This is a genomic window from Pseudoneobacillus rhizolycopersici (assembly GCF_054786815.1).
The window spans coordinates 23,016-49,640 of sequence record NZ_JBTOOE010000027.1 but is presented as its reverse complement, the minus strand read 5'-3'; the positions used below and the strand labels follow the sequence as shown (position 1 = coordinate 49,640).

At 40.1% G+C, this 26,625-nt stretch carries 28 protein-coding genes and 2 other annotated features; all 28 genes read left to right on the top strand.

Features of this window, described 5'->3' with window-relative positions:
- The first annotated feature begins 15 nt into the window (after positions 1–15).
- The 28 genes from ispD (at position 16) to rplW (ending at position 26,620) form a co-directional block, all read left to right on the top strand.
- Positions 16–708 carry a 2-C-methyl-D-erythritol 4-phosphate cytidylyltransferase gene (gene ispD / locus ACX9YW_RS20110; RefSeq protein WP_460349868.1) on the top strand — a complete coding sequence of 231 codons (693 nt, stop codon included), beginning with the start codon at positions 16–18 and terminating at the stop codon, positions 706–708.
- Positions 701–1,177 carry a 2-C-methyl-D-erythritol 2,4-cyclodiphosphate synthase gene (gene ispF, locus ACX9YW_RS20105; RefSeq protein ID WP_460349866.1) on the top strand — a complete coding sequence of 159 codons (477 nt, stop codon included), beginning with the start codon at positions 701–703 and terminating at the stop codon, positions 1,175–1,177. The genes ispD and ispF overlap by 8 nt, the downstream gene beginning before the upstream one ends.
- A 54-nt stretch (positions 1,178–1,231) precedes the next feature.
- On the top strand, positions 1,232–2,683 hold the full coding sequence (gene gltX / locus ACX9YW_RS20100) for a glutamate--tRNA ligase (RefSeq protein ID WP_460349864.1): 1,452 nt from the start codon (positions 1,232–1,234) through the stop codon (positions 2,681–2,683).
- A gap of 51 nt (positions 2,684–2,734) precedes the next feature.
- Positions 2,735–2,956, top strand: a binding site (T-box leader).
- A gap of 52 nt (positions 2,957–3,008) precedes the next feature.
- Complete coding sequence (cysE, locus tag ACX9YW_RS20095) at positions 3,009–3,668, top strand: serine O-acetyltransferase (RefSeq protein ID WP_460349862.1); 660 nt, start codon at positions 3,009–3,011, stop codon at positions 3,666–3,668.
- Entirely contained in the window at positions 3,658–5,055 is a 1,398-nt protein-coding gene (gene cysS, locus ACX9YW_RS20090; protein WP_460349860.1) for a cysteine--tRNA ligase, read from the top strand. The genes cysE and cysS overlap by 11 nt, the downstream gene beginning before the upstream one ends.
- A 3-nt stretch (positions 5,056–5,058) precedes the next feature.
- Positions 5,059–5,475, top strand: coding sequence for a Mini-ribonuclease 3 (locus tag ACX9YW_RS20085; protein ID WP_460349857.1), 417 nt, complete (start codon positions 5,059–5,061; stop codon positions 5,473–5,475).
- Between the two features lie 3 nt (positions 5,476–5,478).
- On the top strand, positions 5,479–6,222 hold the full coding sequence (gene rlmB, locus ACX9YW_RS20080; protein WP_460349855.1) for a 23S rRNA (guanosine(2251)-2'-O)-methyltransferase RlmB: 744 nt from the start codon (positions 5,479–5,481) through the stop codon (positions 6,220–6,222).
- A 1-nt stretch (position 6,223) separates the two neighbouring features.
- A complete protein-coding gene (locus ACX9YW_RS20075; protein WP_460349853.1) occupies positions 6,224–6,733 on the top strand; it encodes an NYN domain-containing protein in 510 nt (169 codons plus the stop codon).
- A 74-nt stretch (positions 6,734–6,807) separates the two neighbouring features.
- A complete protein-coding gene (gene sigH, locus ACX9YW_RS20070) occupies positions 6,808–7,458 on the top strand; it encodes an RNA polymerase sporulation sigma factor SigH (RefSeq protein WP_460349850.1) in 651 nt (216 codons plus the stop codon).
- A gap of 104 nt (positions 7,459–7,562) precedes the next feature.
- Complete coding sequence (gene rpmG / locus ACX9YW_RS20065) at positions 7,563–7,712, top strand: 50S ribosomal protein L33 (protein ID WP_460349848.1); 150 nt, start codon at positions 7,563–7,565, stop codon at positions 7,710–7,712.
- A 47-nt stretch (positions 7,713–7,759) separates the two neighbouring features.
- Entirely contained in the window at positions 7,760–7,942 is a 183-nt protein-coding gene (gene secE / locus ACX9YW_RS20060) for a preprotein translocase subunit SecE (protein ID WP_460349846.1), read from the top strand.
- A 147-nt stretch (positions 7,943–8,089) separates the two neighbouring features.
- Positions 8,090–8,623, top strand: a complete 534-nt coding sequence (gene nusG, locus ACX9YW_RS20055; protein ID WP_460349844.1) for a transcription termination/antitermination protein NusG — start codon at positions 8,090–8,092, stop codon at positions 8,621–8,623.
- Positions 8,624–8,794: 171 nt separating this feature from the next.
- A complete protein-coding gene (gene rplK / locus ACX9YW_RS20050) occupies positions 8,795–9,220 on the top strand; it encodes a 50S ribosomal protein L11 (protein ID WP_192654866.1) in 426 nt (141 codons plus the stop codon).
- 108 nt (positions 9,221–9,328) lie between these two features.
- Positions 9,329–10,027 (top strand): 50S ribosomal protein L1, encoded by a 699-nt coding sequence (gene rplA / locus ACX9YW_RS20045; protein ID WP_460349842.1) that lies wholly within the window; start codon positions 9,329–9,331, stop codon positions 10,025–10,027.
- A 55-nt stretch (positions 10,028–10,082) separates the two neighbouring features.
- Positions 10,083–10,230, top strand: a sequence feature (ribosomal protein L10 leader region).
- A gap of 34 nt (positions 10,231–10,264) precedes the next feature.
- Positions 10,265–10,765, top strand: coding sequence for a 50S ribosomal protein L10 (gene rplJ / locus ACX9YW_RS20040; protein WP_460349840.1), 501 nt, complete (start codon positions 10,265–10,267; stop codon positions 10,763–10,765).
- Positions 10,766–10,824: 59 nt separating this feature from the next.
- Positions 10,825–11,187 carry a 50S ribosomal protein L7/L12 gene (gene rplL, locus ACX9YW_RS20035; protein WP_460349838.1) on the top strand — a complete coding sequence of 121 codons (363 nt, stop codon included), beginning with the start codon at positions 10,825–10,827 and terminating at the stop codon, positions 11,185–11,187.
- Positions 11,188–11,261: 74 nt separating this feature from the next.
- Positions 11,262–11,870, top strand: a complete 609-nt coding sequence (locus tag ACX9YW_RS20030; RefSeq protein ID WP_460349836.1) for a class I SAM-dependent methyltransferase — start codon at positions 11,262–11,264, stop codon at positions 11,868–11,870.
- A 245-nt stretch (positions 11,871–12,115) separates the two neighbouring features.
- Positions 12,116–15,679, top strand: a complete 3,564-nt coding sequence (gene rpoB / locus ACX9YW_RS20025) for a DNA-directed RNA polymerase subunit beta (RefSeq protein ID WP_460349834.1) — start codon at positions 12,116–12,118, stop codon at positions 15,677–15,679.
- Positions 15,680–15,877: 198 nt separating this feature from the next.
- The gene (gene rpoC, locus ACX9YW_RS20020; RefSeq protein ID WP_460349832.1) at positions 15,878–19,477 is read left to right on the top strand and encodes a DNA-directed RNA polymerase subunit beta'; all 3,600 of its coding nucleotides are present in this window, start codon (positions 15,878–15,880) and stop codon (positions 19,475–19,477) included.
- A gap of 131 nt (positions 19,478–19,608) precedes the next feature.
- Positions 19,609–19,857, top strand: coding sequence for a 50S ribosomal protein L7ae-like protein (locus ACX9YW_RS20015; protein WP_460349830.1), 249 nt, complete (start codon positions 19,609–19,611; stop codon positions 19,855–19,857).
- Between the two features lie 106 nt (positions 19,858–19,963).
- Complete coding sequence (gene rpsL, locus ACX9YW_RS20010) at positions 19,964–20,398, top strand: 30S ribosomal protein S12 (protein ID WP_460349828.1); 435 nt, start codon at positions 19,964–19,966, stop codon at positions 20,396–20,398.
- A gap of 44 nt (positions 20,399–20,442) precedes the next feature.
- Positions 20,443–20,913, top strand: a complete 471-nt coding sequence (gene rpsG, locus ACX9YW_RS20005) for a 30S ribosomal protein S7 (RefSeq protein ID WP_460349826.1) — start codon at positions 20,443–20,445, stop codon at positions 20,911–20,913.
- Positions 20,914–20,961: 48 nt separating this feature from the next.
- Positions 20,962–23,043: an elongation factor G gene (fusA, locus tag ACX9YW_RS20000; RefSeq protein WP_460349824.1), complete on the top strand. Its 2,082-nt coding sequence runs from the start codon at positions 20,962–20,964 to the stop codon at positions 23,041–23,043.
- A gap of 124 nt (positions 23,044–23,167) precedes the next feature.
- Positions 23,168–24,355: an elongation factor Tu gene (gene tuf / locus ACX9YW_RS19995; protein ID WP_460349822.1), complete on the top strand. Its 1,188-nt coding sequence runs from the start codon at positions 23,168–23,170 to the stop codon at positions 24,353–24,355.
- A 355-nt stretch (positions 24,356–24,710) separates the two neighbouring features.
- On the top strand, positions 24,711–25,019 hold the full coding sequence (gene rpsJ / locus ACX9YW_RS19990) for a 30S ribosomal protein S10 (RefSeq protein ID WP_003354783.1): 309 nt from the start codon (positions 24,711–24,713) through the stop codon (positions 25,017–25,019).
- Between the two features lie 36 nt (positions 25,020–25,055).
- The gene (gene rplC / locus ACX9YW_RS19985) at positions 25,056–25,682 is read left to right on the top strand and encodes a 50S ribosomal protein L3 (RefSeq protein ID WP_460349820.1); all 627 of its coding nucleotides are present in this window, start codon (positions 25,056–25,058) and stop codon (positions 25,680–25,682) included.
- Positions 25,683–25,712: 30 nt separating this feature from the next.
- Positions 25,713–26,336, top strand: coding sequence for a 50S ribosomal protein L4 (gene rplD, locus ACX9YW_RS19980; protein ID WP_460349818.1), 624 nt, complete (start codon positions 25,713–25,715; stop codon positions 26,334–26,336).
- The gene (gene rplW, locus ACX9YW_RS19975) at positions 26,336–26,620 is read left to right on the top strand and encodes a 50S ribosomal protein L23 (protein WP_460349816.1); all 285 of its coding nucleotides are present in this window, start codon (positions 26,336–26,338) and stop codon (positions 26,618–26,620) included. The genes rplD and rplW overlap by 1 nt, the downstream gene beginning before the upstream one ends.
- Positions 26,621–26,625: the final 5 nt, after the last annotated feature.

The window sequence follows — 26,625 nt, the reverse complement described above, 5'->3', positions numbered from 1 at the left end:
GTTAGGGGTCTAGTTATGAAATATGGAGTCATTCTGCCCGCAGCAGGAATGGGTAAAAGAATGGGTTTCGGCAAGAATAAACTATTTATTGAGTTAGAGGGGATTCCTGTCTTTATTCATACCTTAAGGGTTTTTGACGAAGATGAAGGATGTCAAAAAATCATTCTTTCTATTCATCCCGATGATGAGATGGAAATGAATCAACTGATTAGCCGGTATGGAGTAGGCCGAAAAGTAAGCTTGGTGTACGGTGGAGCCGAGCGCCAGCACAGTGTTTATAACGGTCTAAAGCAAGTAACTAGTGAAGGAATTGTTCTAGTTCATGATGCAGCTCGGCCATTTCTAACTGCGGGATTAATTGCAAAATTAGTGGAATCCGCCAATGTTTTTGGGGCATCAGTCGTCGCAGTCCCAGTTAAAGACACGATTAAAAAAGTTGAAAACGGAATCGTCATTGAAACAGTCGAGCGTTCTAGCTTGTGGGCAACCCAAACCCCACAAGCTTTTCGCGTTCCCTTACTGGTTAAAGCACATCAACATGCTCTTAAAACTGATTATTTAGGCACGGACGATGCAAGTTTGGTAGAATATTTAGGGGAAAAGGTCGCTGTTGTCGAAGGCGATTATAACAATATCAAATTAACGACAAAAGAAGATTTAGCTTTTGCTAAGGTTATTCTTTCGGAAAGGAGAACGGAAAATGTTTAGAATTGGACAAGGTTTTGATGTTCATCAGCTTGTGGAAGATCGACCATTGATTATTGGAGGGATAACCATTCCGTATGAGCTTGGTCTATTAGGTCATTCGGATGCGGATGTATTATTGCATACGGTCGCGGATGCTTGTTTAGGGGCAATTGGGGAGGGCGATATTGGTCGTCATTTTCCTGATACTGATCCGCAGTTTAAGGATGCCGATTCAGCCAAATTAATGGAGCATGTCTGGAAAATAGTGAAAGAGAAGGGTTATACACTTGTAAATGCAGACTGTACGATTATTGCTCAAAAACCAAAAATGGCTCCTTATATTCCACAAATGCGCGAAAGAATTGCCGGGTTGCTTGAGGCGTCGATTGACCAAGTAAATGTAAAAGCAACAACTACCGAAAAACTAGGCTTTGCTGGTCGTGGGGAAGGAATTGCTGCTCAGGTTGCAGTTTTGCTACAAAAAATTTAGGTTTAGTGATAGAATAAATTAGCTATTTTTATTAATTATTGGAGGTTTACGTCCATGACAAATGAAGTTCGTGTTCGTTATGCACCAAGTCCGACTGGACATTTACATATAGGAAACGCGCGTACGGCCCTATTTAACTATTTATTTGCCCGGAACAAGGGTGGGAAATTTATTATTCGTATTGAAGATACTGATCAAAAAAGAAATATTGAAGGCGGCGAACAAAGCCAGCTTAAATACTTAAATTGGTTAGGTATCGATTGGGATGAGAGCGTCGATGTTGGTGGAGAGTATGGACCATATCGTCAATCAGAACGCAATGACATTTATCAGCAGTATTACACGCAGCTGCTAGAAGAAGGAAAAGCATATAAATGCTATTGTACGGAAGAAGAAATAGCTGCGGAGCGGGAAGAGCAGTTGGCTAAGGGGGAAAATCCTCAGTATTCCGGAAAGTGTCGCCATCTAACTGCTGATGAGCGAGCTGCATTAGAAGCGGAAGGAAGACTCCCGAGCATTCGTATTAAAGTTCCGGCTGATAGAATCTATTCCTTTGATGATATGGTAAAGGGTCAAGTTTCCTTTGAATCAAATGGTATTGGCGATTGGGTCATGATAAAAAAGGATGGCATTCCAACCTATAACTTCGCGGTAGCGATTGACGATTACTTAATGAAGATTACTCATGTCTTAAGAGGAGATGACCATATCTCCAATACACCGAAGCAGCTAATGGTTTACGAAGCATTGGGCTGGCAGGCTCCAGAATTCGGCCACATGACACTAATCGTTAATGAAAGCCGTAAAAAGTTGAGTAAACGGGATGAATCGATTATTCAGTTTATTGAACAATACGAAGAACTAGGTTACTTACCTGAGGCACTGTTTAACTTTATCGCTTTGTTAGGTTGGTCACCAGCAGGAGAAGAAGAAATCTTTGCGAAAGAGCAATTTATTGAGCTATTTGATGCGAGTCGTTTATCAAAATCACCTGCGCTATTTGATAAGCAAAAGTTAACGTGGATGAATAACCAATATGTAAAGAATATTGATGTTGATCGTTTAGTGGAGCTTTCTTTGCCACATTTAATTAAAGCCGGCCGCCTTTCTGAGGAATTAACCGCAGAACAAAAAACATGGGCGCGTCAACTGATTACTTTATTCCAGGAAAAAATGAGCTACGGAGCTGAAATTGTTCCGCTAACGGAATTGTTTTTCCAGAATGAAGTAAACTACGAAGAAGATGCAAAGGAAGTATTAGCGGGAGAACAAGTGCCACAAGTTCTTCAGGCATTTGCATCTGAGGTTGAAGCCTTAGAGAGTTTTACTGCCGAAGAAATCAAAGCAGCGATGAAGGCTGTTCAAAAATCAACTGGCCAGAAGGGCAAAAATTTATTTATGCCAATCCGTGCGAGTGTGACTGGGCAAACCCATGGTCCAGACTTGCCTGAAGCAATCTCCCTGCTCGGTAAGGAAAAAGTTCTTGCACGTTTACGACAATTGTAGTTAACATTTTGAGGGAAATGTAATATAGTAAGATTAAATTAATTTTATAAGCTAAAAATGTTGAAGAGGAAAAGTAAAAAAATGAAGCTGAAAAGAGAGAACCATCACCGGCTGAAAGTGGTTTAAGCCCCTCGTTTTTTGAAAATGCACCTCTGAGTCTCTTATTGAACATTTTTTTCAGTAAATAAGGGCGGAACCTTCCGTTACAAGGTTTAAGCGAGATGACATTTGTCATCTAATCAGAGTGGAACCGCGCATATATGCGTCTCTGTCTATTTAGACAGGGGCGCTTTTTATTTTGATTCGAAAAGGAGGGAACACGAATATGTTCAAAACTCTTAAGGATGACATCGATGTAATCTTTGAGCAGGATCCGGCAGCCAGGACTTATTTTGAAGTCATCCTTACGTATTCAGGCTTACATGCGATTTGGGCACATCGACTGGCCCATGAATTTTATAAGCAAAAATTCTTCTTTATCGCCCGGGTTATCTCCCAAATTAGCCGGTTCTTTACCGGGATTGAAATTCATCCTGGGGCGACAATTGGCCGTCGTTTCTTCATTGACCACGGAATGGGAGTGGTCATTGGCGAAACCTGTGAAATTGGTGACAATGTCACAGTCTTTCAAGGAGTGACCTTAGGGGGAACAGGAAAAGAAAAAGGAAAACGGCATCCGACCATTAAAGACAATGCCTTAATTGCCACCGGGGCTAAGGTTTTAGGATCAATCACCATAGGGGAAAATTCAAAAATAGGTGCCGGTTCCGTCGTTTTAAAGGATGTTCCGCCCAATTCAACAGTGGTAGGAATTCCAGGTAAGGTGGTCATTCAGGACGGAGTTAGAATCGGAAAGGATTTAAATCATTGCGATCTGCCTGACCCAATTAATGACCGTTTAAAGGAACTACAACAAGAAATTGACCTACTTAAAACCCAATTAAAGGACGTAACGATAGGAAGGAGCAAAATCAATGGCGATTAAAATTTACAATACGTTAACAAGAAAGAAAGAAGAATTCATTCCACTCGAAGAAGGCAAGGTAAAAATGTATGTGTGCGGTCCAACGGTCTATAACTATATTCATATAGGGAACGCTAGACCGGCCATTGTCTTTGATACTGTAAGAAGATACTTTGAGTTTAGAGGTTATGATATCAAATACATTTCCAATTTTACAGATGTAGATGATAAACTTATCCGCGCAGCAAATGAATTAGGCTCAGATGTTCCAACCATTGCTGAGCGTTTCATCAATGCCTATTTTGAAGACGTTACAGCATTAGGTTGCAAAAAGGCAGACGCACACCCAAGGGTAATGGAAAGCATCGATATCATTATTGACTTTATCGCAAAATTAATCGAAAAGGATTTTGCTTATGAGTCCGAAGGGGATGTCTATTTCCGCACTAGAAAGTTTGATCATTACGGCAAACTGTCACACCAATCTATCGATGAACTGCGAGTTGGTGCACGGATTGAAGTTGGGGAGAAAAAGCAAGATGCTCTAGATTTTGCCCTTTGGAAAGCGGCTAAAGAAGGGGAAATCTCTTGGGAAAGTCCGTGGGGGTTAGGGCGTCCAGGTTGGCATATCGAATGCTCCGCGATGGCGAAAAAGTATTTAGGTGATACGATTGACATTCATGCAGGCGGTCAGGATTTAACATTCCCGCACCATGAAAATGAAATCGCGCAGTCTGAGGCGCTATCAGGTAAAGAGTTTGCTCGTTATTGGATGCATAATGGGTATATTAATATCGATAATGAAAAAATGTCCAAATCGCTTGGGAATTTCGTTCTAGTTCACGATATTATCAAACAACATGATCCACAAGTATTACGGTTTTTTATGCTTTCTGTACACTATCGGAACCCGATTAACTATAGTGAGGAATTATTGGAAAATACAGCAGCGGCATTTGATCGGATCAAGACATCCTATCAAAATCTAAAGCATCGCCGTGAAATGAGTGCCAATTTAAATGAGCATAAGCAAGAATGGCTAGATAAAATAGCCTCTTTAAGAGAACAATTTATCGTAGAAATGGATGATGATTTTAATACGGCCAATGCTGTATCGGTGTTATTTGAACTTTCGAAACAAGCTAATTACTATCTATTGGAGAAAAATACTTCAGTCGAAGTGATTGACACCTTCTTAAAGGAACTAGAGGAACTTGCTAATGTATTAGGTTTGGGTCTCCAAAACGAAGAACTCCTTGACGAGGAAATTGAAACATTAATTCAAAAGAGAATCGAAGCGAGGAAAAATCGCGACTTCCAACTGTCAGACAAAATCCGTGACCAATTAAAAGAAATGAATATTATTTTAGAGGATACACCTCAGGGCACGCGTTGGAAAAGAGGCTAAGAGATGCTTCATTACGACCAAAAAGTGGATGAAAAGCAGTTAAATAGTTTGGCGCTAGCTTATATGGGTGATGCTGTATTTGAAAAATACGTCAGGCATCACCTCTTGCAAGCAGGTAGGGTTAAGCCAAATCAGTTGCATAAAGAAGCAACAAAATATGTTTCGGCAAAAGCACAATCTAGTATTTTGTTTCAGTTAATTGATTTAGGAATTTTATCAGAATATGAAATGGCTGTTATTAAGCGGGGGCGTAATGCTAAATCAGGATCGATTCCAAAAAATACCGATGTTCAAACCTATCGTCATGGCACGGCGTTTGAGGCACTCATTGGATATTTATACTTAGCTCATCAGGAAAAACGATTAGAGGAAATCATTCAGCTTAGTCTTTCGTTTATCGAATCGAGAAAGGAGGAATAAATTATGAGCGAGGATTATGTAATTGGAAAAAACCCCGTTTTAGAAGCATTAAAGTCAGGGCGGGATATTAATAAAATTTTTATTCTAGAAGGGCTACAAAAAGGGGCAATGGCACAAATTGCCCATATGGCAAACGAAAATAAAGTATTAGTTCAATTAGTTCCGAAAAAGAAGTTGGACCAATTAAGTTCCGGTAATCATCAGGGTGTAATTGCCCATGTTGCAGCGTATCAGTATGCTGAATTAGATGACTTATTTAAAGTGGCAGAAGAAAGAATGGAACCACCTTTCTTCCTCATCCTTGACGAAATTGAAGATCCGCATAATTTAGGATCGATTATGAGAACGGCAGATGCTGTTGGTGCCCACGGAATCATTATTCCGAAACGTCGTGCTGTCGGTTTGACGGCAACTGTGGCAAAGGTATCTACTGGAGCTATTGAATATATCCCTGTTGTTAGAGTAACAAATATGGCAAGAACGATTGAAGAATTAAAAGAAAAAGGGGTTTGGATTGCTGGTACGGATGCAAAAGGCAGCCAGGATTATCGACGAATAGACGGAAAAATGCCACTGGGCCTCATCATTGGCAGTGAAGGAAAAGGGATGGGCCGTCTTATTCGTGAAAAGTGCGATTTCCTGTTCCATCTCCCAATGGTCGGTCATGTGACCTCATTAAATGCATCAGTAGCGGCTGCTATTCTTATGTATGAGGTTTATCGAACAAGACATTCTCTAGAGGGATAAAATGGATATCCTCTTAGTCGATGGGTATAACATGATAGGAGCTTGGGGAGAGTTACGCGCTTTAAGGGATAAGGATTTACCTGCTGCAAGAGACCGATTAATTGAAATGATGGCTGAATATCAGGCATACACAGGTTATCGGGTGATTATCGTTTTCGATGCTCATTATGTGCAAGGAATTGAAAAAAAGTATCGCAATTACAAGGTGGAAATCATTTTTACCAAAGAAAATGAAACGGCTGATGAACGAATTGAAAAATTAGCCATTCAATTAAACAATCGGAGAACACAAGTTCATGTGGCTACCTCCGACTACACTGAGCAATGGTCGATATTTGGACAAGGTGCTCTAAGAAAATCTGCACGTGAATTATTAATTGAAATTGAAGGTATTGATAAAAAAATCGAAAAAAGTGTCCGCAAAATTCAAGAGCAGCAACCGATATCAAAAATAAAGCTAACGAAAGAAGTGGCAGAAATTTTTGAAAAATGGCGCCGAGGACAGCAGTGACCACCTTGACTCTTGGAAATTTTCTACTGTATAATATTTCTATCTATGCTTGTACGGTAAGGAGGGTCTACGAAATGAGTGGTGACTTAAGAACAAAAATCAACGAAATGTATGCCCATAAGGAAGATGAAGAAATCGTTGATTTGGTCCACAAAGGCGAAAGCGAAGCGTTAGATTACCTCATACATAAGTATCGGAATTTTGTTCGTGCAAAGGCAAGATCTTATTTTTTGATTGGTGCGGATAAAGAGGATATTGTACAGGAAGGAATGATTGGGCTATATAAGGCAATTCGGGATTTTAAGGAGGACAAGCTCACCTCCTTTAAGGCGTTTGCTGAGCTCTGCATCACCCGACAAATTATTACCGCCATTAAAACAGCAACCAGACAAAAACACATTCCGTTAAATTCTTACGTCTCATTGGACAAGCCTATTTACGATGAAGAATCAGACAGGACGTTAATGGATGTCATCTCAGGAGCAAAAGTATTAGATCCTGAAGAGCTTATTATTAGCCAGGAAGAATTTGACCAAATTGAATTTAAGATGGCAGAATTGTTAAGTGATTTAGAGCGAAAAGTATTGGCCCTCTATTTGGACGGACAATCGTACCAAGAAATTTCAGAAGAGTTAAACAGGCATGTCAAATCGATTGATAATGCACTCCAACGTGTAAAAAGAAAGCTGGAACGATACTTAGAGCTTCGGGAATTTTCTCTTTAAAAGGAAAAAAGTGTTTATTATAAAATTGTGACGATTATTGACAGACCAATAGTCCCGTGTTACATTTTTAAGGATATTATGCCCGCATAGAAGGTGTCATTTTGATGAATAAAAAAGTTATTCTTGCTTGTGTGGATTGCGGATCTCGCAATTATACAACGGAAAGCAATAAAGAAACACAAACAAGTAGACTTGAATTAAAAAAGTTCTGTAAAACCTGTAATAAACATAGTTTACATCGTGAAACAAAGTAAGAAGATAGATAGAAATTCCTTGTAAAGGCAAGTTTGGGGGTTAGGAAATGCAACGAATTGTCAACTTTTTGCGAGATACTGTTCGTGAAATGAAGAAGGTTAGCTGGCCGAAACGTAAAGAGCTTACACGTTATACCATTACTGTTATGGTGACAGTTACCTTGTTTGCAGTGTTTTTTGCTGTAGTTGATTTAGGGATTTCTGAGTTAATCCGGCTAATCCTTGAATAACTAGTGGTAAGTTATGGTATAATGGAACAGAAGAAACAACTTTGTAAAAAACCCGTTCAACGGGTTTTTTAATTTGGAGTAAAAAACGAAGTTGACATAAATTTTCTATAATTGATTTAGGGAGGGAAGGACGCATAGTCCAAAGTCATGGAAAAGAATTGGTATGTTGTTCATACGTATTCAGGGTATGAAAATAAAGTGAAAACAAACCTCGAGAAGCGTGTTGAAACAATGGCGATGCAGGATAAAATTTTCCGAGTTGTTGTTCCTGAGGAAGAAGAAACTGATATTAAAAATGGTAAAAAGAAAGTGGTTAAAAGAAAAGTTTTTCCAGGCTATGTATTAGTTGAACTTGTGATGACAGATGATTCTTGGTATGTTGTACGAAATACACCTGGTGTGACCGGATTTGTTGGTTCAGCTGGATCTGGATCTAAACCAACTCCACTTTTACCCGAAGAAGTAACGTTTATCTTAAAACGGATGGGTGTTGAAGAAAAACGTGTTGACTACGATTTCACTTTAGGTGAAACCGTCCAAGTGAAAGAAGGACCGTTTGCGAACTTTACCGGCATCATCGAAGAAATGGATAAGGATAAAGGAAAGCTTAAGGTGTTAGTAAATATGTTTGGTCGAGACACTCCAGTGGAGCTGGAATTCACGCAAATTGAAAAAATATAACATAAAAACTTGAAATCAAGTTCAAAAAGTGATAATATTTCATAGGTCAGTATGTCTCAAATTTGAGGCATGGACAAATTTGTAAAGTTCTTTATTTTTATATAAAGAAATTTGTTGAGTGGGAGGGTAACCCCCTATTACCACATCACGGACTTTAAGGAGGTGTGTCTCGTGGCTAAAAAAGTAATTAAGGTAGTTAAATTACAAATTCCTGCTGGTAAAGCTAACCCAGCGCCACCAGTTGGTCCTGCACTAGGACAAGCGGGTGTTAACATCATGGGATTCTGTAAAGAATTTAACGCTCGTACAGCTGATCAAGCTGGCTTAATCATTCCTGTTGAAATTACGGTATTTGAAGACCGTTCATTTACATTTATTACGAAAACTCCTCCTGCTGCTGTTCTTTTAAAAGTAGCGGCTGGAATCCAGTCTGGTTCAGGTCAACCAAACCGTAATAAAGTAGCAACAGTTAAGCGTAATACGGTACGCGAGATTGCTGAACAGAAAATGCCTGACTTAAATGCAGCTAGCGTTGAAGCAGCTATGCGCATGGTTGAAGGTACTGCTCGCAGCATGGGTATTGTAATCGAAGATTAATCCGTGTTTGAAGTGTTAAGGGGTTGCGGGGGCGAATTAAGTTTCACTTCGCAACCTTTATTCGTGGGAGAAAATTTCGTTATTACCACATTTTAGGAGGATTTTACAATGGCTAAAAAAGGTAAAAAGTATTTAGAAGCTGCAAAGCTTGTAGATCGCACAAAAGCTTATCCAATTGCTGAAGCGATTGAATTAGCAAAGAAAACAAACTATGCAAAATTCGATGCAACTTTAGAAGTAGCTTTCCGTTTAGGAGTAGATCCTAAGAAAGCTGACCAACAAATCCGTGGTGCGGTAGTATTACCAAACGGTACTGGTAAAGTTCAACGTGTTTTAGTTTTCGCTAAAGGTGAAAAAGTGAAAGAAGCAGAAGCTGCTGGTGCTGACTTTGTTGGCGATTCAGAGTTTATCAACAAAATCCAACAAGGTTGGTTTGAGTTTGATGTAATCGTTGCGACTCCTGACATGATGGGTGAAGTTGGTAAACTTGGTCGTGTATTAGGACCTAAAGGTTTAATGCCAAACCCTAAAACAGGAACTGTTACTTTCGATGTAACGAAAGCAGTTAACGAAATCAAAGCGGGTAAAGTAGAATACCGTGTTGATAAAGCGGGTAACATCCACGTTCCTATCGGAAAAGCGTCATTCGAAAACGAAAAGCTTATTGAAAACTTTACAACTGTTTTTGATACTATGGTAAAAGTAAAGCCTGCTGCTGCTAAGGGAACATACATGAAGAACGTAACTGTTGCTTCTACAATGGGACCTGGTGTGAAGGTAGATCCATCTTCAGTTGCAGTTAAGTAATATATTGGTAATTGACATTAATAAAACACCATGATATATTAATATCTGTTGTTTGAAATAAATAACATTTGTACCGTAGACAGTAGGGGCTAACGCTTAAAAATCCTACCGAGGTTAATTGATTGAATACAGTCCGTTTCTTTTACGACTTTTTCATCTGCCTCCATGTCTATTAAACAGCGTGGAGGTTTTTATATGCTCGGTATAAATGTAGTACTACTACAGGAGGTGTTATGAATGAGCAGCGCAATCGAATCAAAAAAGCTTGTTGTTGATGAAATCGCAGAAAAGCTTAAAAACAGTAAATCAACAATCGTTGTTGATTACCGTGGATTAACAGTTGCACAAGTAACTGAACTTCGTAAGCAATTACGTGAAGCTGGCATTGAATTCAAAGTATACAAAAACTCTATGACTCGCCGTGCAGCGGATGCTGTTGAGTTAGGAGGTTTAAATGCCGCATTAACAGGCCCGAACGCTATCGCATTTTCTAACGAGGATGTTGTAGCTCCAGCGAAAATCCTTAATGATTTTGCTAAGAAAAACGAAGCACTTGAAATCAAAGCTGGTGTTATCGAAGGAAGCGTTGCGACAGTTGAAGAAGTGAAAGCACTTGCTGAACTTCCATCTCGCGAAGGTTTACTTTCTATGTTACTCAGCGTTCTTCAAGCTCCAATCCGCAATCTTGCTCTTGTTACAAAAGCAGTTGCAGATCAAAAAGAAGAACAAGGCGCGTAAGCTGAGCTTACTCCCATAATCGATAAAATGAAAACAACCAATAAGGAGGAAAATTTATCATGACTAAAGAACAAATCATTGAAGCAGTTAAAAATATGACTGTTTTAGAATTAAACGACCTTGTAAAAGCAATCGAAGAAGAATTCGGTGTAACTGCTGCTGCTCCTGTAGCTGTAATGGCAGGTGGCGGTGCAGCTGCTGCTGAAGAAAAAACTGAGTTTGACGTTGTTCTTGCTTCTGCAGGCGACCAAAAAATCAAAGTTATTAAAGTTGTACGTGAAATCACAGGTCTTGGTCTTAAAGAAGCGAAAGATCTTGTTGACAACACTCCAAAGCCAATTAAAGAAGGCGTTTCTAAAGAAGAAGCTGAAGAAATCAAAGCTAAACTTGAAGAAGTTGGAGCTAACGTTGAAGTTAAGTAATCCAAGAATGAAAAGCTCGCTTAATAAAGCGGGCTTTTTTTCGCTAGAAAGGATTTCTCAAGGTGGTGCCGATCATGACAAATCATTATTATTCTAGAGAACAAAATGTGGAAAGTGCACCAAGGTTCATTGATTTTACCTTAAGGAAACATCTTTTGAAATTTAAAACAGACAATGGTGTTTTTTCTAAAGGGGAAGTTGATTTTGGTTCTAGGGAGTTAGTTGAAGCGTTTGAATTCCCGTCCATAAACGGTGATCTTTTAGATGTGGGTTGCGGATACGGACCAATCGGGCTTAGTCTTGCAAAGGAAGCTCAAAATCGAGTTGTGCATATGGTGGACGTAAATGAAAGAGCCCTTTCTTTAGCGAGTGAAAACGCCCAGGCCAATCAGATTCACAATGTTGTGATTTACGAAAGTGATTGTTTAAATAGTGTGCAAAGAAGGGACTTCGCAGCTATTTTAACCAATCCACCAATTCGTGCTGGTAAAAAGGTGGTCCATGCCATTTTGGAACAAAGTTTCGACCATTTGCAGACTGGTGGGCAATTGTGGGTTGTTATTCAAAAGAAACAAGGGGCGCCTTCTGCAATCGATAAACTGAAAGAGATTTTTGCGGAAGTAGAAGTGGTTGATAAGAAAAAGGGATATTTTATTATCAAAGCAACAAAACATTTGACGTAGGATTATACCCTATGCTAATATTATAAAATGCCAACATAGTATACTCTGTATACATACTAATTTAATCATTAATTGTATAAATTTGGGTATAGAGGGGTATGCTAATAAAATAATAGTGTAAATGTGAAAATGTGGTTTTTTAGCTTAAAAACCCTTTTTCTTTTTGTCTTACAGGTGTTATTATAACATGCATTTGTAAGATTTAATAGATGTAACTATAACGCTTGATTTGAGGGGTGAATCAGTTGACAGGTCAACTAGTTCAGTATGGACGACACCGCCAACGAAGAAGTTATGCACGAATCAGTGAAGTTTTAGAATTACCAAATTTAATTGAGATTCAAACCGCATCTTATCAATGGTTTTTAGATGAAGGTTTGCGTGAAATGTTCCAGGATATTTCACCAATTGAAGACTTTACTGGTAATCTATCGCTTGAATTTATTGATTACAGTCTTGGCGAGCCGAAATATTCCGTTGCGGAATCAAAAGAACGAGATGTCACATATTCAGCGCCGTTGCGTGTGAAAGTACGTCTTATCAACAAGGAAACTGGTGAAGTAAAGGACCAGGATGTTTTCATGGGTGATTTCCCATTGATGACTGAAACAGGTACCTTTGTTATTAACGGAGCAGAGCGAGTTATCGTATCTCAGCTTGTTCGTTCACCAAGTGTTTACTATAGTGGTAAGCTTGATAAAAACGGAAAAAAAGGCTTTTCCGCTACGGTTATTCCAAATCGTGGTGCTTGGCTTGAATATGAAACAGATGCGAAAGATGTAGTATATGTTCGAATCGATCGTACTCGGAAACTTCCCGTTACGGTTCTTTTGCGTGCTCTAGGGTTCGGTTCTAATCAAGAGATTACCGAATTGATCGGCGATAACGAGTATCTTCGCAACACCCTTGATAAAGATAACACAGAAGGTACTGAAAAGGCGTTGTTAGAAATCTATGAACGTCTCCGCCCGGGTGAACCGCCAACCGTAGAAAATGCAAAGAGCTTATTAGTTTCAAGATTTTTTGATCCAAAGCGTTACGATCTTGCAAGTGTTGGACGCTATAAAATCAATAAAAAGCTCCATATAAAAAATCGTCTCTTTGGTCAAAGAGTAGCAGAAAATTTGGTAGACCCTGAAACAGGTGAAATCCTAGTTGAAAAAGGGGCTATTCTAGACCGCCGTACGTTAGATAAAGTTCTCCCTTATTTAGAAAATAATCATATTGGCTATAAAACTTCTCAACCGGTTGGTGGCGTAGTCGAAGAGCCTGTTACTCTTCAATCTATTAAAATTTATGCTCCTTATGATGATAATGAAAAGGTCATTAACGTCATTGGTAACGCCTATGTCGAAGAGCCAATTAAAAATATTACTCCTGCTGATATCATGGCTTCAATAAGTTATTTCTTTAATTTATTGCATGGTGTTGGTGATACAGATGATATCGACCATTTAGGAAATCGTCGTTTGCGTTCTGTAGGTGAATTGTTGCAAAACCAATTCCGAATCGGTTTATCTCGGATGGAACGTGTGGTAAGAGAAAGAATGTCCATTCAGGACACAGCTACGATTACACCACAACAATTAATTAACATTCGCCCTGTAATTGCTTCCATTAAAGAATTCTTTGGAAGTTCACAGTTATCTCAGTTCATGGATCAAACCAATCCATTAGCTGAATTAACCCATAAACGTCGATTATCTGCACTAGGACCTGGGGGATTAACTCGTGAGCGCGCAGGATTCGAAGTTCGTGACGTTCACTACTCTCACTATGGTCGTATGTGTCCGATTGAAACGCCGGAAGGTCCAAACATCGGATTGATTAACTCTTTATCATCCTATGCTAAGGTAAATCGTTTTGGGTTTATCGAAACACCTTACCGAAGAATTGACCCGGAAACAGGTAAAGTAACATCAAGAATCGATTATTTAACAGCAGACGAACAAGATCTTTATGTCGTAGCGCAAGCGAATGCTCGTCTCGGTGATGACGGTTCATTCTTAGATGAGGATGTTGTTGCTCGTTTTAAGGATGAAAATATTGTTGTTAATCGTGATCGAATCGACTATATGGACGTTTCGCCTAAACAGGTAGTATCAGCAGCGACTGCTTGTATCCCATTCTTAGAAAATGACGACTCCAACCGTGCTTTGATGGGTGCGAACATGCAACGTCAAGCTGTGCCTCTAATGCAACCAGAGGCGCCAAGAGTAGGAACTGGGATGGAATACGTTTCAGGTAAAGACTCTGGTGCGGCTGTTATTTGTAAACATGATGGTATTGTTGAGCATGTGGAAGCGCGTGAAGTATGGGTCCGCCGGGTGAAAGAAATCGACGGTCAAGAAGTAAAAGGCGACCTTGATAAATATAAGTTATTGAAATTTATTCGTTCTAACCAAGGAACTTGTTATAATCAGCGCCCGATTGTTGCAGTCGGCAACCGAGTAACAAAAGGTGAGATTTTAGCAGATGGTCCTTCGATGGAACTTGGAGAATTGGCATTAGGTCGTAACGTGTTAGTTGCTTTCCTTAACTGGGATGGCTATAACTACGAGGATGCTATCATCATGAGTGAACGTCTTGTGAAAGATGATGTCTATACTTCGATTCACATTGAAGAGTATGAGTCTGAATCTCGTGATACAAAGCTAGGGCCTGAAGAAATTACTCGTGACATCCCGAATGTCGGGGAAGATGCACTACGTAACCTTGATGAGCGTGGAATTATCCGTATTGGAGCTGAAGTAAAAGATGGTGATCTTCTTGTTGGTAAAGTAACACCTAAAGGTGTCACCGAACTTACAGCTGAAGAACGTTTACTACATGCGATCTTTGGTGAAAAAGCTCGTGAAGTACGTGATACTTCTCTCCGTGTGCCAAATGGTGGTGGTGGAATTGTTTTAGATGTAAAAGTCTTTAACCGCGAAGATGGAGACGAACTTCCTCCAGGAGTAAATCAACTTGTACGTGTATATATTGTTCAGAAACGTAAGATTTCCGAAGGGGACAAAATGGCGGGACGCCATGGTAATAAAGGGGTTATTTCTCGTATATTACCAGAGGAAGATATGCCATATCTACCTGATGGAACACCAGTTGATATCATGTTAAACCCATTAGGGGTTCCATCACGGATGAATATCGGTCAGGTATTAGAGCTTCACTTAGGAATGGCAGCTAGATATTTAAATATTCATGTTGCATCTCCGGTATTTGATGGAGCGAGTGAAGAAGATGTTTGGGCAACAATTGAAGAAGCGGGTATGGCAAGAGATGCTAAGACCGTTCTTTATGATGGCCGTACCGGTGAACCGTTTGATAACCGAATCTCTGTTGGTGTCATGTACATGATTAAACTTGCCCACATGGTTGATGATAAGCTTCATGCTCGTTCAACTGGACCATACTCACTTGTTACGCAACAGCCACTTGGAGGTAAGGCTCAATTCGGTGGTCAGCGTTTCGGGGAAATGGAAGTATGGGCGCTTGAGGCATATGGTGCAGCTTATACATTACAAGAGATCTTAACGGTTAAATCGGACGATGTTGTTGGTCGTGTTAAAACGTATGAAGCCATTGTAAAAGGTGAAAACGTTCCTGAACCAGGTGTTCCGGAATCATTTAAAGTATTAATTAAGGAACTTCAAAGCTTAGGTATGGATGTTAAAATCCTTTCAAGCAATGATGAAGAGATCGAAATGAGAGATATGGAAGATGAGGATGACATCGGGCAAGCCGACTCATTTCCAATAGCTCCAGAAGTAGATACACCTGAAGTTGAAACAGTTAGTTTAAAAGATTGAATTGAAAAGCGGAAGGCGCCTGCCTATCGGCGACAAGCATAAGACGAGCTGGCATGAAGGTTGTTTTTTAACCTTCTTGTCGGATTGGCTTATGACCTCGAGCCGATGGCGCCTGCAGCTAGACATCAATACTATTCAATATTAGTTCTGAATAAGTTTGCTTCGAAAAACGAAGTAGATTGAAAGGGAGGTAGCCCCTTGATAGACGTTAATAACTTTGAATATATGAAGATTGGCTTAGCTTCACCCGACAAGATCCGTTCTTGGTCATTTGGTGAAGTAAAGAAGCCGGAAACAATCAACTATCGTACGTTGAAACCAGAAAAGGACGGGCTATTCTGTGAACGGATTTTCGGACCTACAAAGGACTGGGAATGTCATTGCGGAAAGTATAAACGCGTTCGTTATAAAGGTGTTGTCTGTGACCGATGTGGTGTTGAAGTAACCCGTGCAAAGGTGCGCCGTGAACGGATGGGCCATATTGAATTAGCTGCACCGGTATCCCATATTTGGTATTTTAAAGGGATTCCAAGTCGGATGGGTCTAGTTTTAGACATGTCGCCTCGTGCATTAGAAGAAGTCATTTATTTTGCTTCTTATGTCGTGACTGACAATGCAGATACACCGCTTGAAAAGAAACAATTATTATCAGAAAAGGAATATCGTTCATTCCGTGATAAGTACGGTAATAAGTTCCAAGCTTCGATGGGTGCTGAAGCCATTAAAAAGCTTTTACAAGACATTGACCTTCAAAAAGAAGTAAATGCTCTTAAAGAAGAGTTGAAAAATGCGCAAGGGCAAAGAAGAACCCGAGCGATTAAGCGTTTAGAAGTTCTAGAAGCGTTCCGAAATTCCGGAAATGAGCCTTCATGGATGATTCTAGATGTCCTACCAGTCATTCCGCCTGAACTTCGTCCGATGGTACAATTAGACGGTGGTCGATTTGCGACTTCAGATTTAAACGATTTATACCGTCGAGTTATCAACCGGAATAATCGCTTAAAGCGCTTATTGGATTTAGGTGCACCAAGCATTATCGTACAAAATGAAAAGCGGATGCTTCAAGAAGCAGTGGACGCTTTAATTGATAATGGCCGCCGTGGCCGTCCTGTAACAGGACCAGGAAATCGTCCGTTAAAATCACTTTCCCATATGTTAAAAGGGAAGCAAGGTCGTTTCCGTCAAAACCTATTAGGTAAACGCGTTGACTATTCAGGTCGTTCCGTTATCGTTGTAGGACCAAATTTAAAAATGTATCAATGTGGACTACCAAAAGAAATGGCTCTTGAATTATTCAAGCCATTCGTTATGAAAGAATTAGTGGAAAAGGGCTTAGCACATAATATTAAATCTGCTAAACGGAAGATTGAACGAGTTCAGCCTGATGTTTGGGACGTTTTAGAAGATGTGATTAAGGAACACCCAGTTCTATTAAACCGTGCCCCAACGCTACATAGACTAGGTATTCAAGCGTTTGAACCTACCCTTGTAGAAGGTCGTGCGATTCGTCTTCACCCACTTGTTTGTACTGCTTATAATGCAGACTTTGACGGGGACCAAATGGCGGTTCACGTACCGCTATCGGCTGAAGCCCAAGCAGAGGCTAGACTTCTAATGCTTGCAGCTCAAAACATCTTGAACCCTAAAGATGGTAAGCCGGTTGTTACTCCTTCCCAGGACATGGTATTAGGTAACTACTATCTAACCCTTGAGCGCGAAGGTGCTATTGGTGAAGGAATGATATTTAAAGATACAAATGAAGCACTTATTGCTTACCAAAACGGCTATGCCCATTTGCATACTCGTGTAGCAGTACATGCTGGCTCGCTTCATAATGAAACCTTTACGGAAGAACAAAACCAGCAGCTATTAATTACAACTGTTGGTAAGCTGATATTTAATGAGATTTTACCAAAATCATTCCCATTCATTAACGAGCCAACTCAACATAATTTAGAGGTTGAAACGCCTGCTAAATATTTTGTTGGTAAGGGTGCTGATGTTCGGGCAAAGATTAAGGAAATGCCTCTAATTGATCCATTTAAAAAGAAAATCTTAGGGAACATCATTGCTGAAGTATTTAAACGTTTTAAAATTACAGAGACGTCTAAAATGCTTGACCGCATGAAAGATTTAGGATTTAAATATTCAACTCGTGCTGGTATTACGGTAGGGGTTGCTGATATCGTTGTTTTAGGTGAAAAAGAGGATATCTTAAAAGATGCCCAAAATAAAGTTGATAATGTATTAAAGCAATTTAGACGCGGATTAATTACGGAAGATGAGCGGTATGACCGCGTAATCTCCATTTGGAGCCAAGCAAAGGATGTCATTCAAGGAAAATTGATGCAGTCTTTAAATAAAACAAACCCAATCTTCATGATGAGTGATTCCGGAGCCCGTGGTAACGCGTCTAACTTTACACAGCTTGCCGGTATGCGTGGGCTAATGGCCAACCCGGCTGGACGTATCATTGAATTACCAATTAAATCAAGTTTCCGCGAAGGATTAACGGTTCTTGAATACTTTATCTCGACACACGGTGCGCGTAAAGGTCTTGCCGATACGGCCCTAAAAACAGCAGACTCCGGTTATTTAACACGACGTCTAGTTGATGTAGCCCAAGATGTCATTGTTCGTGATGATGATTGTGGAACAGACCGCGGATTGATTGTAAGTGCTCTGCGTGATGGTACGGAAATTATCGAACCATTAGAAGAACGTCTTATCGGACGTTATGCTCGTAAAGCGATTAAGCATCCGGAAACGAAGCATGTTTTTGTTGAGGAGAATGGTTTAATCACAGAAGATATTGCCAAAGAAATCGTCAATGCTGGCATTGAAAAAGTAAATATCCGTTCAGCGTTTACTTGTAACACTAGACATGGTGTATGTAAAAAGTGTTATGGACGCAATCTAGCAACTGGCCAAGAGGTTGAGGTTGGTGAAGCGGTTGGAATTATCGCAGCTCAATCAATCGGAGAACCTGGAACACAGTTAACAATGCGTACGTTCCATACGGGTGGGGTTGCCGGAGACGATATTACACAAGGTTTGCCGCGTATCCAAGAATTGTTTGAAGCGCGTAACCCGAAAGGTCAGGCGGTTATTGCCGAATTTGATGGAGAAATCATTAGCATAAATGAAGGCCGCGATCGTCAGCATGAAATTCTAATTAAGGGTGAGCATGAAGATCGTACCTATAGTGCTCCTTACACGGCTCGATTAAAAGTTTCCGTAGGTGATAGAATTGCTAGAGGACAAGAACTTACTGAGGGTTCTATTGATCCAAAGGAACTATTAAAAGTCAAAGACATTGGTGCTGTACAAGAGTATTTATTGCGTGAAGTTCAAAAAGTATACCGTATGCAAGGGGTAGAAATTGGTGATAAACACGTTGAAGTAATGGTACGTCAAATGCTTCGCAAAGTACGCGTTATCGATGCGGGTGAAACCGATGTATTGCCTGGTTCGCTTCTTGATGTTCATCAATTTACTGACGCCAATGAAAAGGCCTTACTCAAAGGGAATTTACCGGCAACATGTCGTCCGGTACTTCTTGGTATTACAAAAGCTTCCCTTGAGACAGATTCTTTCTTATCGGCTGCTTCCTTCCAAGAAACAACGCGAGTTCTTACTGATGCTGCCATTAAAGGAAAGCGTGATGAATTACTTGGACTTAAAGAGAACGTTATTATCGGTAAGTTAGTACCTGCAGGAACGGGAATGCTTCGCTACCGAAAAGCAGAGTCATACTTAAAAGGCGAAATGCCTGAAGAACCAGCTTTAGTTGAATAAGTTTGTTAAAATGGTACTTGCGCATCCAGCGCAAGTACCATAAAAATTTCAAATTAAAGTTGACAATGATTTTTACAAATGATAATATAGCAAAGGTGCTCCTATACACCTGATACTTTGGAGGATATCAAATGTCTTATGAAAAAGTATTGCAGGCAAAAGAAATTATTGTAGGAACTAAGCAAACTGTAAAAGCACTGCAAGAAGGGAAAGTGAAATGTTTAGTCATTGCAACTGATGCTGACCCAAAGGTAACAGCAAAGGTTATGCAAATAGCTAAAGAAGTTCAAATTCCAATCTCGCAAGTTGACTCGATGAAAAAGCTCGGCAAAGCTTGTGGAATTGAGGTTGCTGCTGCAGCTGTTGCAATTATTTATTAAAAACTGTTTTTGTAGATCGAGCGTATCTTCAAAAACTTTGTTTTTGCTTTAAAATGAACCACCTGGATGTGTGGGCTTAACAAAAACGTGAAGGGAGGAAATAAAAATGCCTACTATTAACCAATTAGTCCGTAAACCTCGTAAATCAATCGAGGAAAAATCAAAATCACCAGCGTTAAATAAAGGGTACAATAGTTTCAAAAAATCACAAACTAATTTATCTTCACCTCAAAAACGTGGTGTATGTACTCGTGTTGGTACAATGACTCCGAAGAAACCGAACTCAGCGTTACGTAAATATGCGCGTGTTCGTTTAACAAACGGTATCGAGGTAACAGCTTATATTCCTGGTATTGGTCATAACCTACAAGAACACAGCGTTGTTTTAATTCGCGGTGGACGTGTAAAGGACTTACCTGGGGTACGTTATCACATTGTTCGTGGAGCACTTGACACAGCTGGTGTTAACAACCGTATGCAAGGTCGTTCTAAATATGGAACTAAGAGACCGAAAGCAGGAAAAACTGCAGCTAAAAAATAATCTATCTAAATAGCTTTTAAGCATCTTTGAAAGGAGGAAACAACATGCCACGTAAAGGTCCTGTAGCAAAAAGAGACGTTTTACCAGATCCGATTTACAATTCTAAATTGGTTACTCGTCTAATCAACAAAATGATGATTGACGGTAAAAGAGGTAAATCTCAAGAAATTCTTTATTCAGCATTTGATATTATTCGCGAACGTACTGGTAAAGAGCCAATGGAAGTTTTCGACCAAGCTCTTAAAAATATCATGCCAGTTCTTGAAGTTAGAGCACGCCGTGTAGGTGGATCAAACTATCAAGTACCAGTAGAGGTGCGTCCTGAGCGTCGTACAACTTTAGGTCTTCGTTGGTTAGTGAACTATTCACGTAACCGTGGAGAAAAGACTATGGAAGAGCGTTTAGCTCATGAAATTCTCGATGCAGCTAACAACACTGGTGCATCAGTGAAGAAACGTGAAGATACACACAAAATGGCGGAAGCAAACAAAGCGTTTGCTCACTACCGTTGGTAGAATAACCTTCAAAACCAAATTATCCTTACTAGGAAGGAGAAAGACCCAATGGCAAGAGAGTTCTCCTTAGAAAAAACTCGCAATATTGGTATCATGGCACACATTGATGCTGGTAAAACGACAACAACAGAACGTATTCTTTACTACACAGGTAAAATCCATAAAATTGGAGAAACACACGAAGGTGCTTCTCAAATGGACTGGATGGAACAAGAGCAAGAACGCGGAATCACAATTACTTCTGCGGCAACTACTGCTCAATGGAAAAACCACCGTGTAAACATCATTGACACTCCAGGACACGTAGACTTCACAGTAGAGGTTGAACGTTCCCTTCGTGTACTTGATGGTGCAGTTGCTGTTCTTGATGCACAATCTGGTGTAGAACCACAAACAGAAACGGTTTGGCGCCAAGCAACAACTTACGGCGTACCACGTATCGTATTTGTAAACAAAATGGATAAAATCGGTGCTGACTTCTTGTATTCCGTGAAAACACTTCACGAACGTTTACAAGCAAATGCACATCCAATTCAATTACCAATCGGTTCTGAAGACCAGTTCAAAGGAATCATTGATTTAGTTGAAATGACAGCTACTTTCTATGCTAATGATCTAGGAACTGATATTACAGTTGGTGAAATCCCTGCTGAATATCAAGATCAAGCTGAAGAATACCGTGAAAAGTTAGTTGAAGCAGTTGCGGAACTAGATGAAGAATTAATGGAGAAATACCTTGGTGGCGAAGAGCTAACTAAAGAAGAAATCAAAGCTGCTATTCGTAAAGGTACTACAAACGTTGAATTCTATCCAGTAGTTTGCGGAACAGCATTCAAAAACAAAGGTGTTCAGTTAATGCTTGATGCAGTAATCGATTATCTTCCATCACCATTAGATGTACCAGCAATTAATGGTCATGCTGTGGATGATCCAGAAGAGGTAATTGTACGTCACTCTAGTGATGAAGAGCCATTCGCTGCACTTGCATTCAAAGTTATGACTGACCCTTATGTTGGAAAATTAACGTTCTTCCGTGTGTACTCAGGTACATTAGAGTCTGGATCTTATGTTCAGAATTCTACGAAAGGAAAACGTGAACGTGTTGGTCGTATCCTGCAAATGCATGCAAACAGCCGTCAAGAAATCTCCAAGGTTTATTCCGGTGACATTGCTGCAGCTGTTGGTTTGAAAGATACTACTACTGGTGATACACTTTGTGATGACAAAAACCTTGTTATCCTAGAATCAATGGTATTCCCAGAGCCAGTTATTCAACTTTCTGTTGAACCTAAGTCAAAGGCTGACCAAGACAAGATGACAACGGCATTACAAAAACTTCAAGAAGAAGATCCAACATTCCGCGCGCATACTGATCCGGAAACTGGTCAGGTTATCATTGCGGGTATGGGTGAGCTTCACCTTGATATCCTTGTTGACCGTATGCGTCGTGAATTTAAAGTAGAAGCAAACGTTGGTGCACCACAGGTTGCATATCGTGAAACATTCCGTAGTTCAGCGCAAGTTGAAGGAAAGTTTGCGCGTCAATCAGGTGGACGTGGACAATACGGACACGTTTGGATCGAGTTCTCTCCAAACGAAGAAGGAAAAGGCTTTGAATTCGAAAATGGTATCGTCGGTGGGGTTGTACCACGTGAATACATCCCAGCAGTTCAAGCAGGTCTTGAAGATGCGCTTGAGCGTGGGGTACTTGCTGGTTACCCAATGGTAGATATTAAAGCAAGACTGTTTGATGGTTCCTACCATGATGTTGACTCATCTGAAATGGCGTTTAAGATTGCTGCATCTATGGCGCTTAAAAACGCTGCTTCTAAGTGTCAACCAGTTATCCTTGAACCGGTTATGAGAGTAGAAGTTGTAATTCCTGAAGAGTACATGGGTGATATCATGGGCGGAATTACATCACGTCGTGGTCGTGTTGAGGGTATGGAAGCTCGTGGTAATGCACAAGTTGTTCGTTCAATGGTACCTCTTTCTGAGATGTTTGGATATGCTACTTCATTACGTTCTGGTACACAAGGTCGCGGAGTATTTACAATGCACTTTGACCACTACGAAGAAGTACCTAAATCAATCTCTGAAGCAATCATCAAAAAAAATAAAGGTGAATAATTGATTTTCATTCACTATTAAAGTATAACTACTATTGTAAGCTATGAAGCGTAGAAACTAGGGACAACCCTTTTTTCTACGCTTACATAAAATATAATTTTTTATTATTAAGGAGGATTTCCTAATGGGTAAAGCTAAATTCGACCGTTCTAAGCCACACGTTAACATTGGTACAATTGGTCACGTTGACCACGGTAAAACAACTTTAACTGCTGCTATCACAACTGTTCTTGCAAAAGCTGGTGGTGCAGAAGCACGCGGATATGATCAAATCGACGCTGCTCCAGAAGAAAAAGAACGTGGAATCACAATCAACACTTCTCACGTAGAATACCAAACTGCAACTCGTCACTATGCACACGTTGACTGCCCAGGACATGCTGACTATGTTAAAAACATGATCACTGGTGCTGCTCAAATGGACGGCGGTATCTTAGTAGTATCTGCTGCTGACGGCCCAATGCCACAAACACGTGAGCACATTCTTCTTTCTCGCCAGGTAGGTGTACCTTACCTTGTTGTATTCTTAAACAAGTGTGACATGGTTGATGACGAAGAATTATTAGAATTAGTTGAAATGGAAGTTCGTGACCTTCTTTCTGAATACGATTTCCCTGGAGACGACATTCCTGTAATTAAAGGTTCAGCTCTTAAAGCATTAGAAGGCGAAGCTGAATGGGAAGCTAAAGTTATCGAACTTATGAATGCAGTTGACGAGTATGTTCCAACACCAACTCGTGACACTGATAAGCCTTTCATGATGCCAGTTGAGGATGTATTCTCAATCACTGGTCGTGGAACAGTTGCAACTGGACGCGTAGAGCGCGGACAAGTTAAAGTTGGTGACGTAGTTGAAATCGTTGGTTTCACTGAAGAGCCAAAATCTACTACTGTAACAGGTGTAGAAATGTTCCGTAAGCTTCTTGACTATGCTGAAGCTGGAGATAACATCGGTGCACTTCTTCGTGGGGTATCTCGTGAAGAAATCGAACGTGGTCAAGTATTGGCTAAGCCAAAGTCAATCACTCCACACACAAAGTTCAAAGCACAAGTTTACGTTTTATCTAAAGAAGAAGGTGGACGTCATACTCCATTCTTCACTAACTACCGTCCACAATTCTATTTCCGTACTTCTGACATCACTGGTATCTGTATGCTTCCAGAAGGAACTGAAATGGTTATGCCTGGGGACCATATCGAAATGACTGTTGAACTAATCGCACCAGTTGCGATCGAAGAAGGAACTAAGTTCTCTATCCGTGAAGGTGGACGTACTGTAGGTTCTGGTTCAATCACTACAATCACTGAATAATATCAAGACCTTATAAAAGCAGATGGGACGCCATCTGCTTTTTGTATGGATTTTTCATTCAAGTTTCTTCTATATAATATAGAAGAGAAATGTATTATGTAAATTTTGGTCTTTTAAATCTGCTCTTGAAAATTTACATCTAGGTCGCTATAATAAAAAAAGTGCGAATCACAAGGTTTTCAACATAATAATTGTTGCAAATGACCTAGTGTTTATGTATAATAGACAATGTTGGTCTTTGACTGCGATGATGTGAAAGGTTGCTGACACACCCGGCCGCTTTGCCATGGCGAGTGTGTGGGAAATTTTCACGGAGAATGTCTATAGCGAAATAGGCGAAAAAGGAGGGAAAATAATGGCAAAACAAAAAATTCGTATCCGTTTAAAAGCTTATGATCACAGAATTCTTGATCAATCAGCTGAAAAGATTGTAGAAACTGCAAAGCGTTCTGGTGCGGCTGTTTCAGGCCCGATTCCATTACCGACTGAGAAATCAGTTTACACGATCCTTCGTGCGGTTCATAAGTACAAAGATTCTCGTGAACAATTCGAGATGCGTACACACAAGCGTCTAATTGACATCGTGAACCCAACTCCACAAACAGTTGATTCACTTATGCGTTTAGACTTACCGTCAGGTGTAGATATCGAAATCAAACTTTAATGAATAAACAAGGAAAATCAATAGGAGGTGTGACTAATGACCAAAGGAATCTTAGGTAGAAAAATCGGTATGACTCAAGTGTTTGCTGAAAACGGAGATCTTATCCCTGTAACTGTAATCCAAGCTGCTGACAACGTAGTTCTTCAAAAGAAGACAGTTGAAGTTGATGGATACGAAGCAGTTCAAGTTGGATTTGAAACTAAACGTGAAAAAGTTGCTAACAAGCCAGAAAAAGGCCATGCAGCTAAAGCTAACACTGCTCCTAAGCGCTTCGTTAAGGAATTCCGCGGAGATGGTTTAGTAGCTTATGAGGTTGGTCAGGAAGTCAAAGTAGAAATTTTCGCTGCTGGCGATACAGTAGATGTTACTGGAGTTTCAAAAGGAAAAGGTTTCCAAGGTGTTATCAAACGTCATGGACAATCACGCGGGCCAATGGCTCACGGTTCTCGTTATCATCGTCGTCCTGGTTCAATGGGACCTGTTGCTCCAAACCGTGTTTTCAAAGGTAAGAAATTAGCTGGAAGAATGGGCGGAGAACAAGTAACAGTACAAAACTTAGAAATCGTTAAGGTTGATGCTGAACGTAACCTTTTATTAGTAAAAGGAAATGTACCAGGACCAAAACGCGGACTAATTCAAGTTAAAAGTGCGGTAAAAGCATAATTATTTTCAAAGAAAGGAGGCAAAACGTAAATGCCGAAAGTATCATTATTCAGCCAAGCAGGTACACAAGTTGGCGAAATCGAATTAAATGATTCCGTATTTGGTATCGAGCCTAACAATCATGTGCTTTTTGAAGCGGTTGTTATGCAAAGAGCATCATTACGTCAAGGTAATCATAAAGTAAAAAATCGTTCTGAAGTTCGTGGTGGTGGACGTAAACCATGGCGTCAAAAAGGAACAGGACGTGCACGTCAAGGTTCAATCCGCTCTCCACAATGGCGCGGAGGTGGAATCGTATTCGGTCCTACTCCTCGTAGCTACAGCTACAAATTACCGAAGAAAGTTCGCCGTTTAGCAATTAAATCTGCTTTATCATCAAAAGTATTAGCAGAAAACATTTTAGTATTAGAGAGCCTAGCTTTCGAAGCACCGAAAACAAAAGAATTTGCAGGTGTGTTAAAGGGTCTTTCTGTTGAGAAGAAAGCTTTAATCGTTACTGCAGATTTAGATGAAAATGTTGCATTATCAGCTCGTAACATCCCAGGTGTTACTGTGGTAACAGCAGATGGCATTAATGTTTTAGATGTATTAAATCATGATCAATTAATCATGACGAAAGCTGCAGTTGAAAAAGTAGAGGAGGTGCTTGCATAATGGATGCACGCGATATCATTAAGCGCCCCGTAATCACTGAACGCTCAACTGATTTAATGACAGAAAAAAAATACACATTTGAAGTTGATGTGAAAGCTAATAAAACCCAAGTTAAAGACGCTGTAGAAAAAATCTTTGGTGTGGATGTTGAAAAAGTTAACATCATGAACTATAAAGGGAAATTCAAGCGTATGGGTAAATTCGGCGGTTACACAAATAAGCGTCGTAAAGCAATCGTAAAACTAACAGCTGATAGCAAAGAAATCGAATTCTTTGAAGCATAATACAA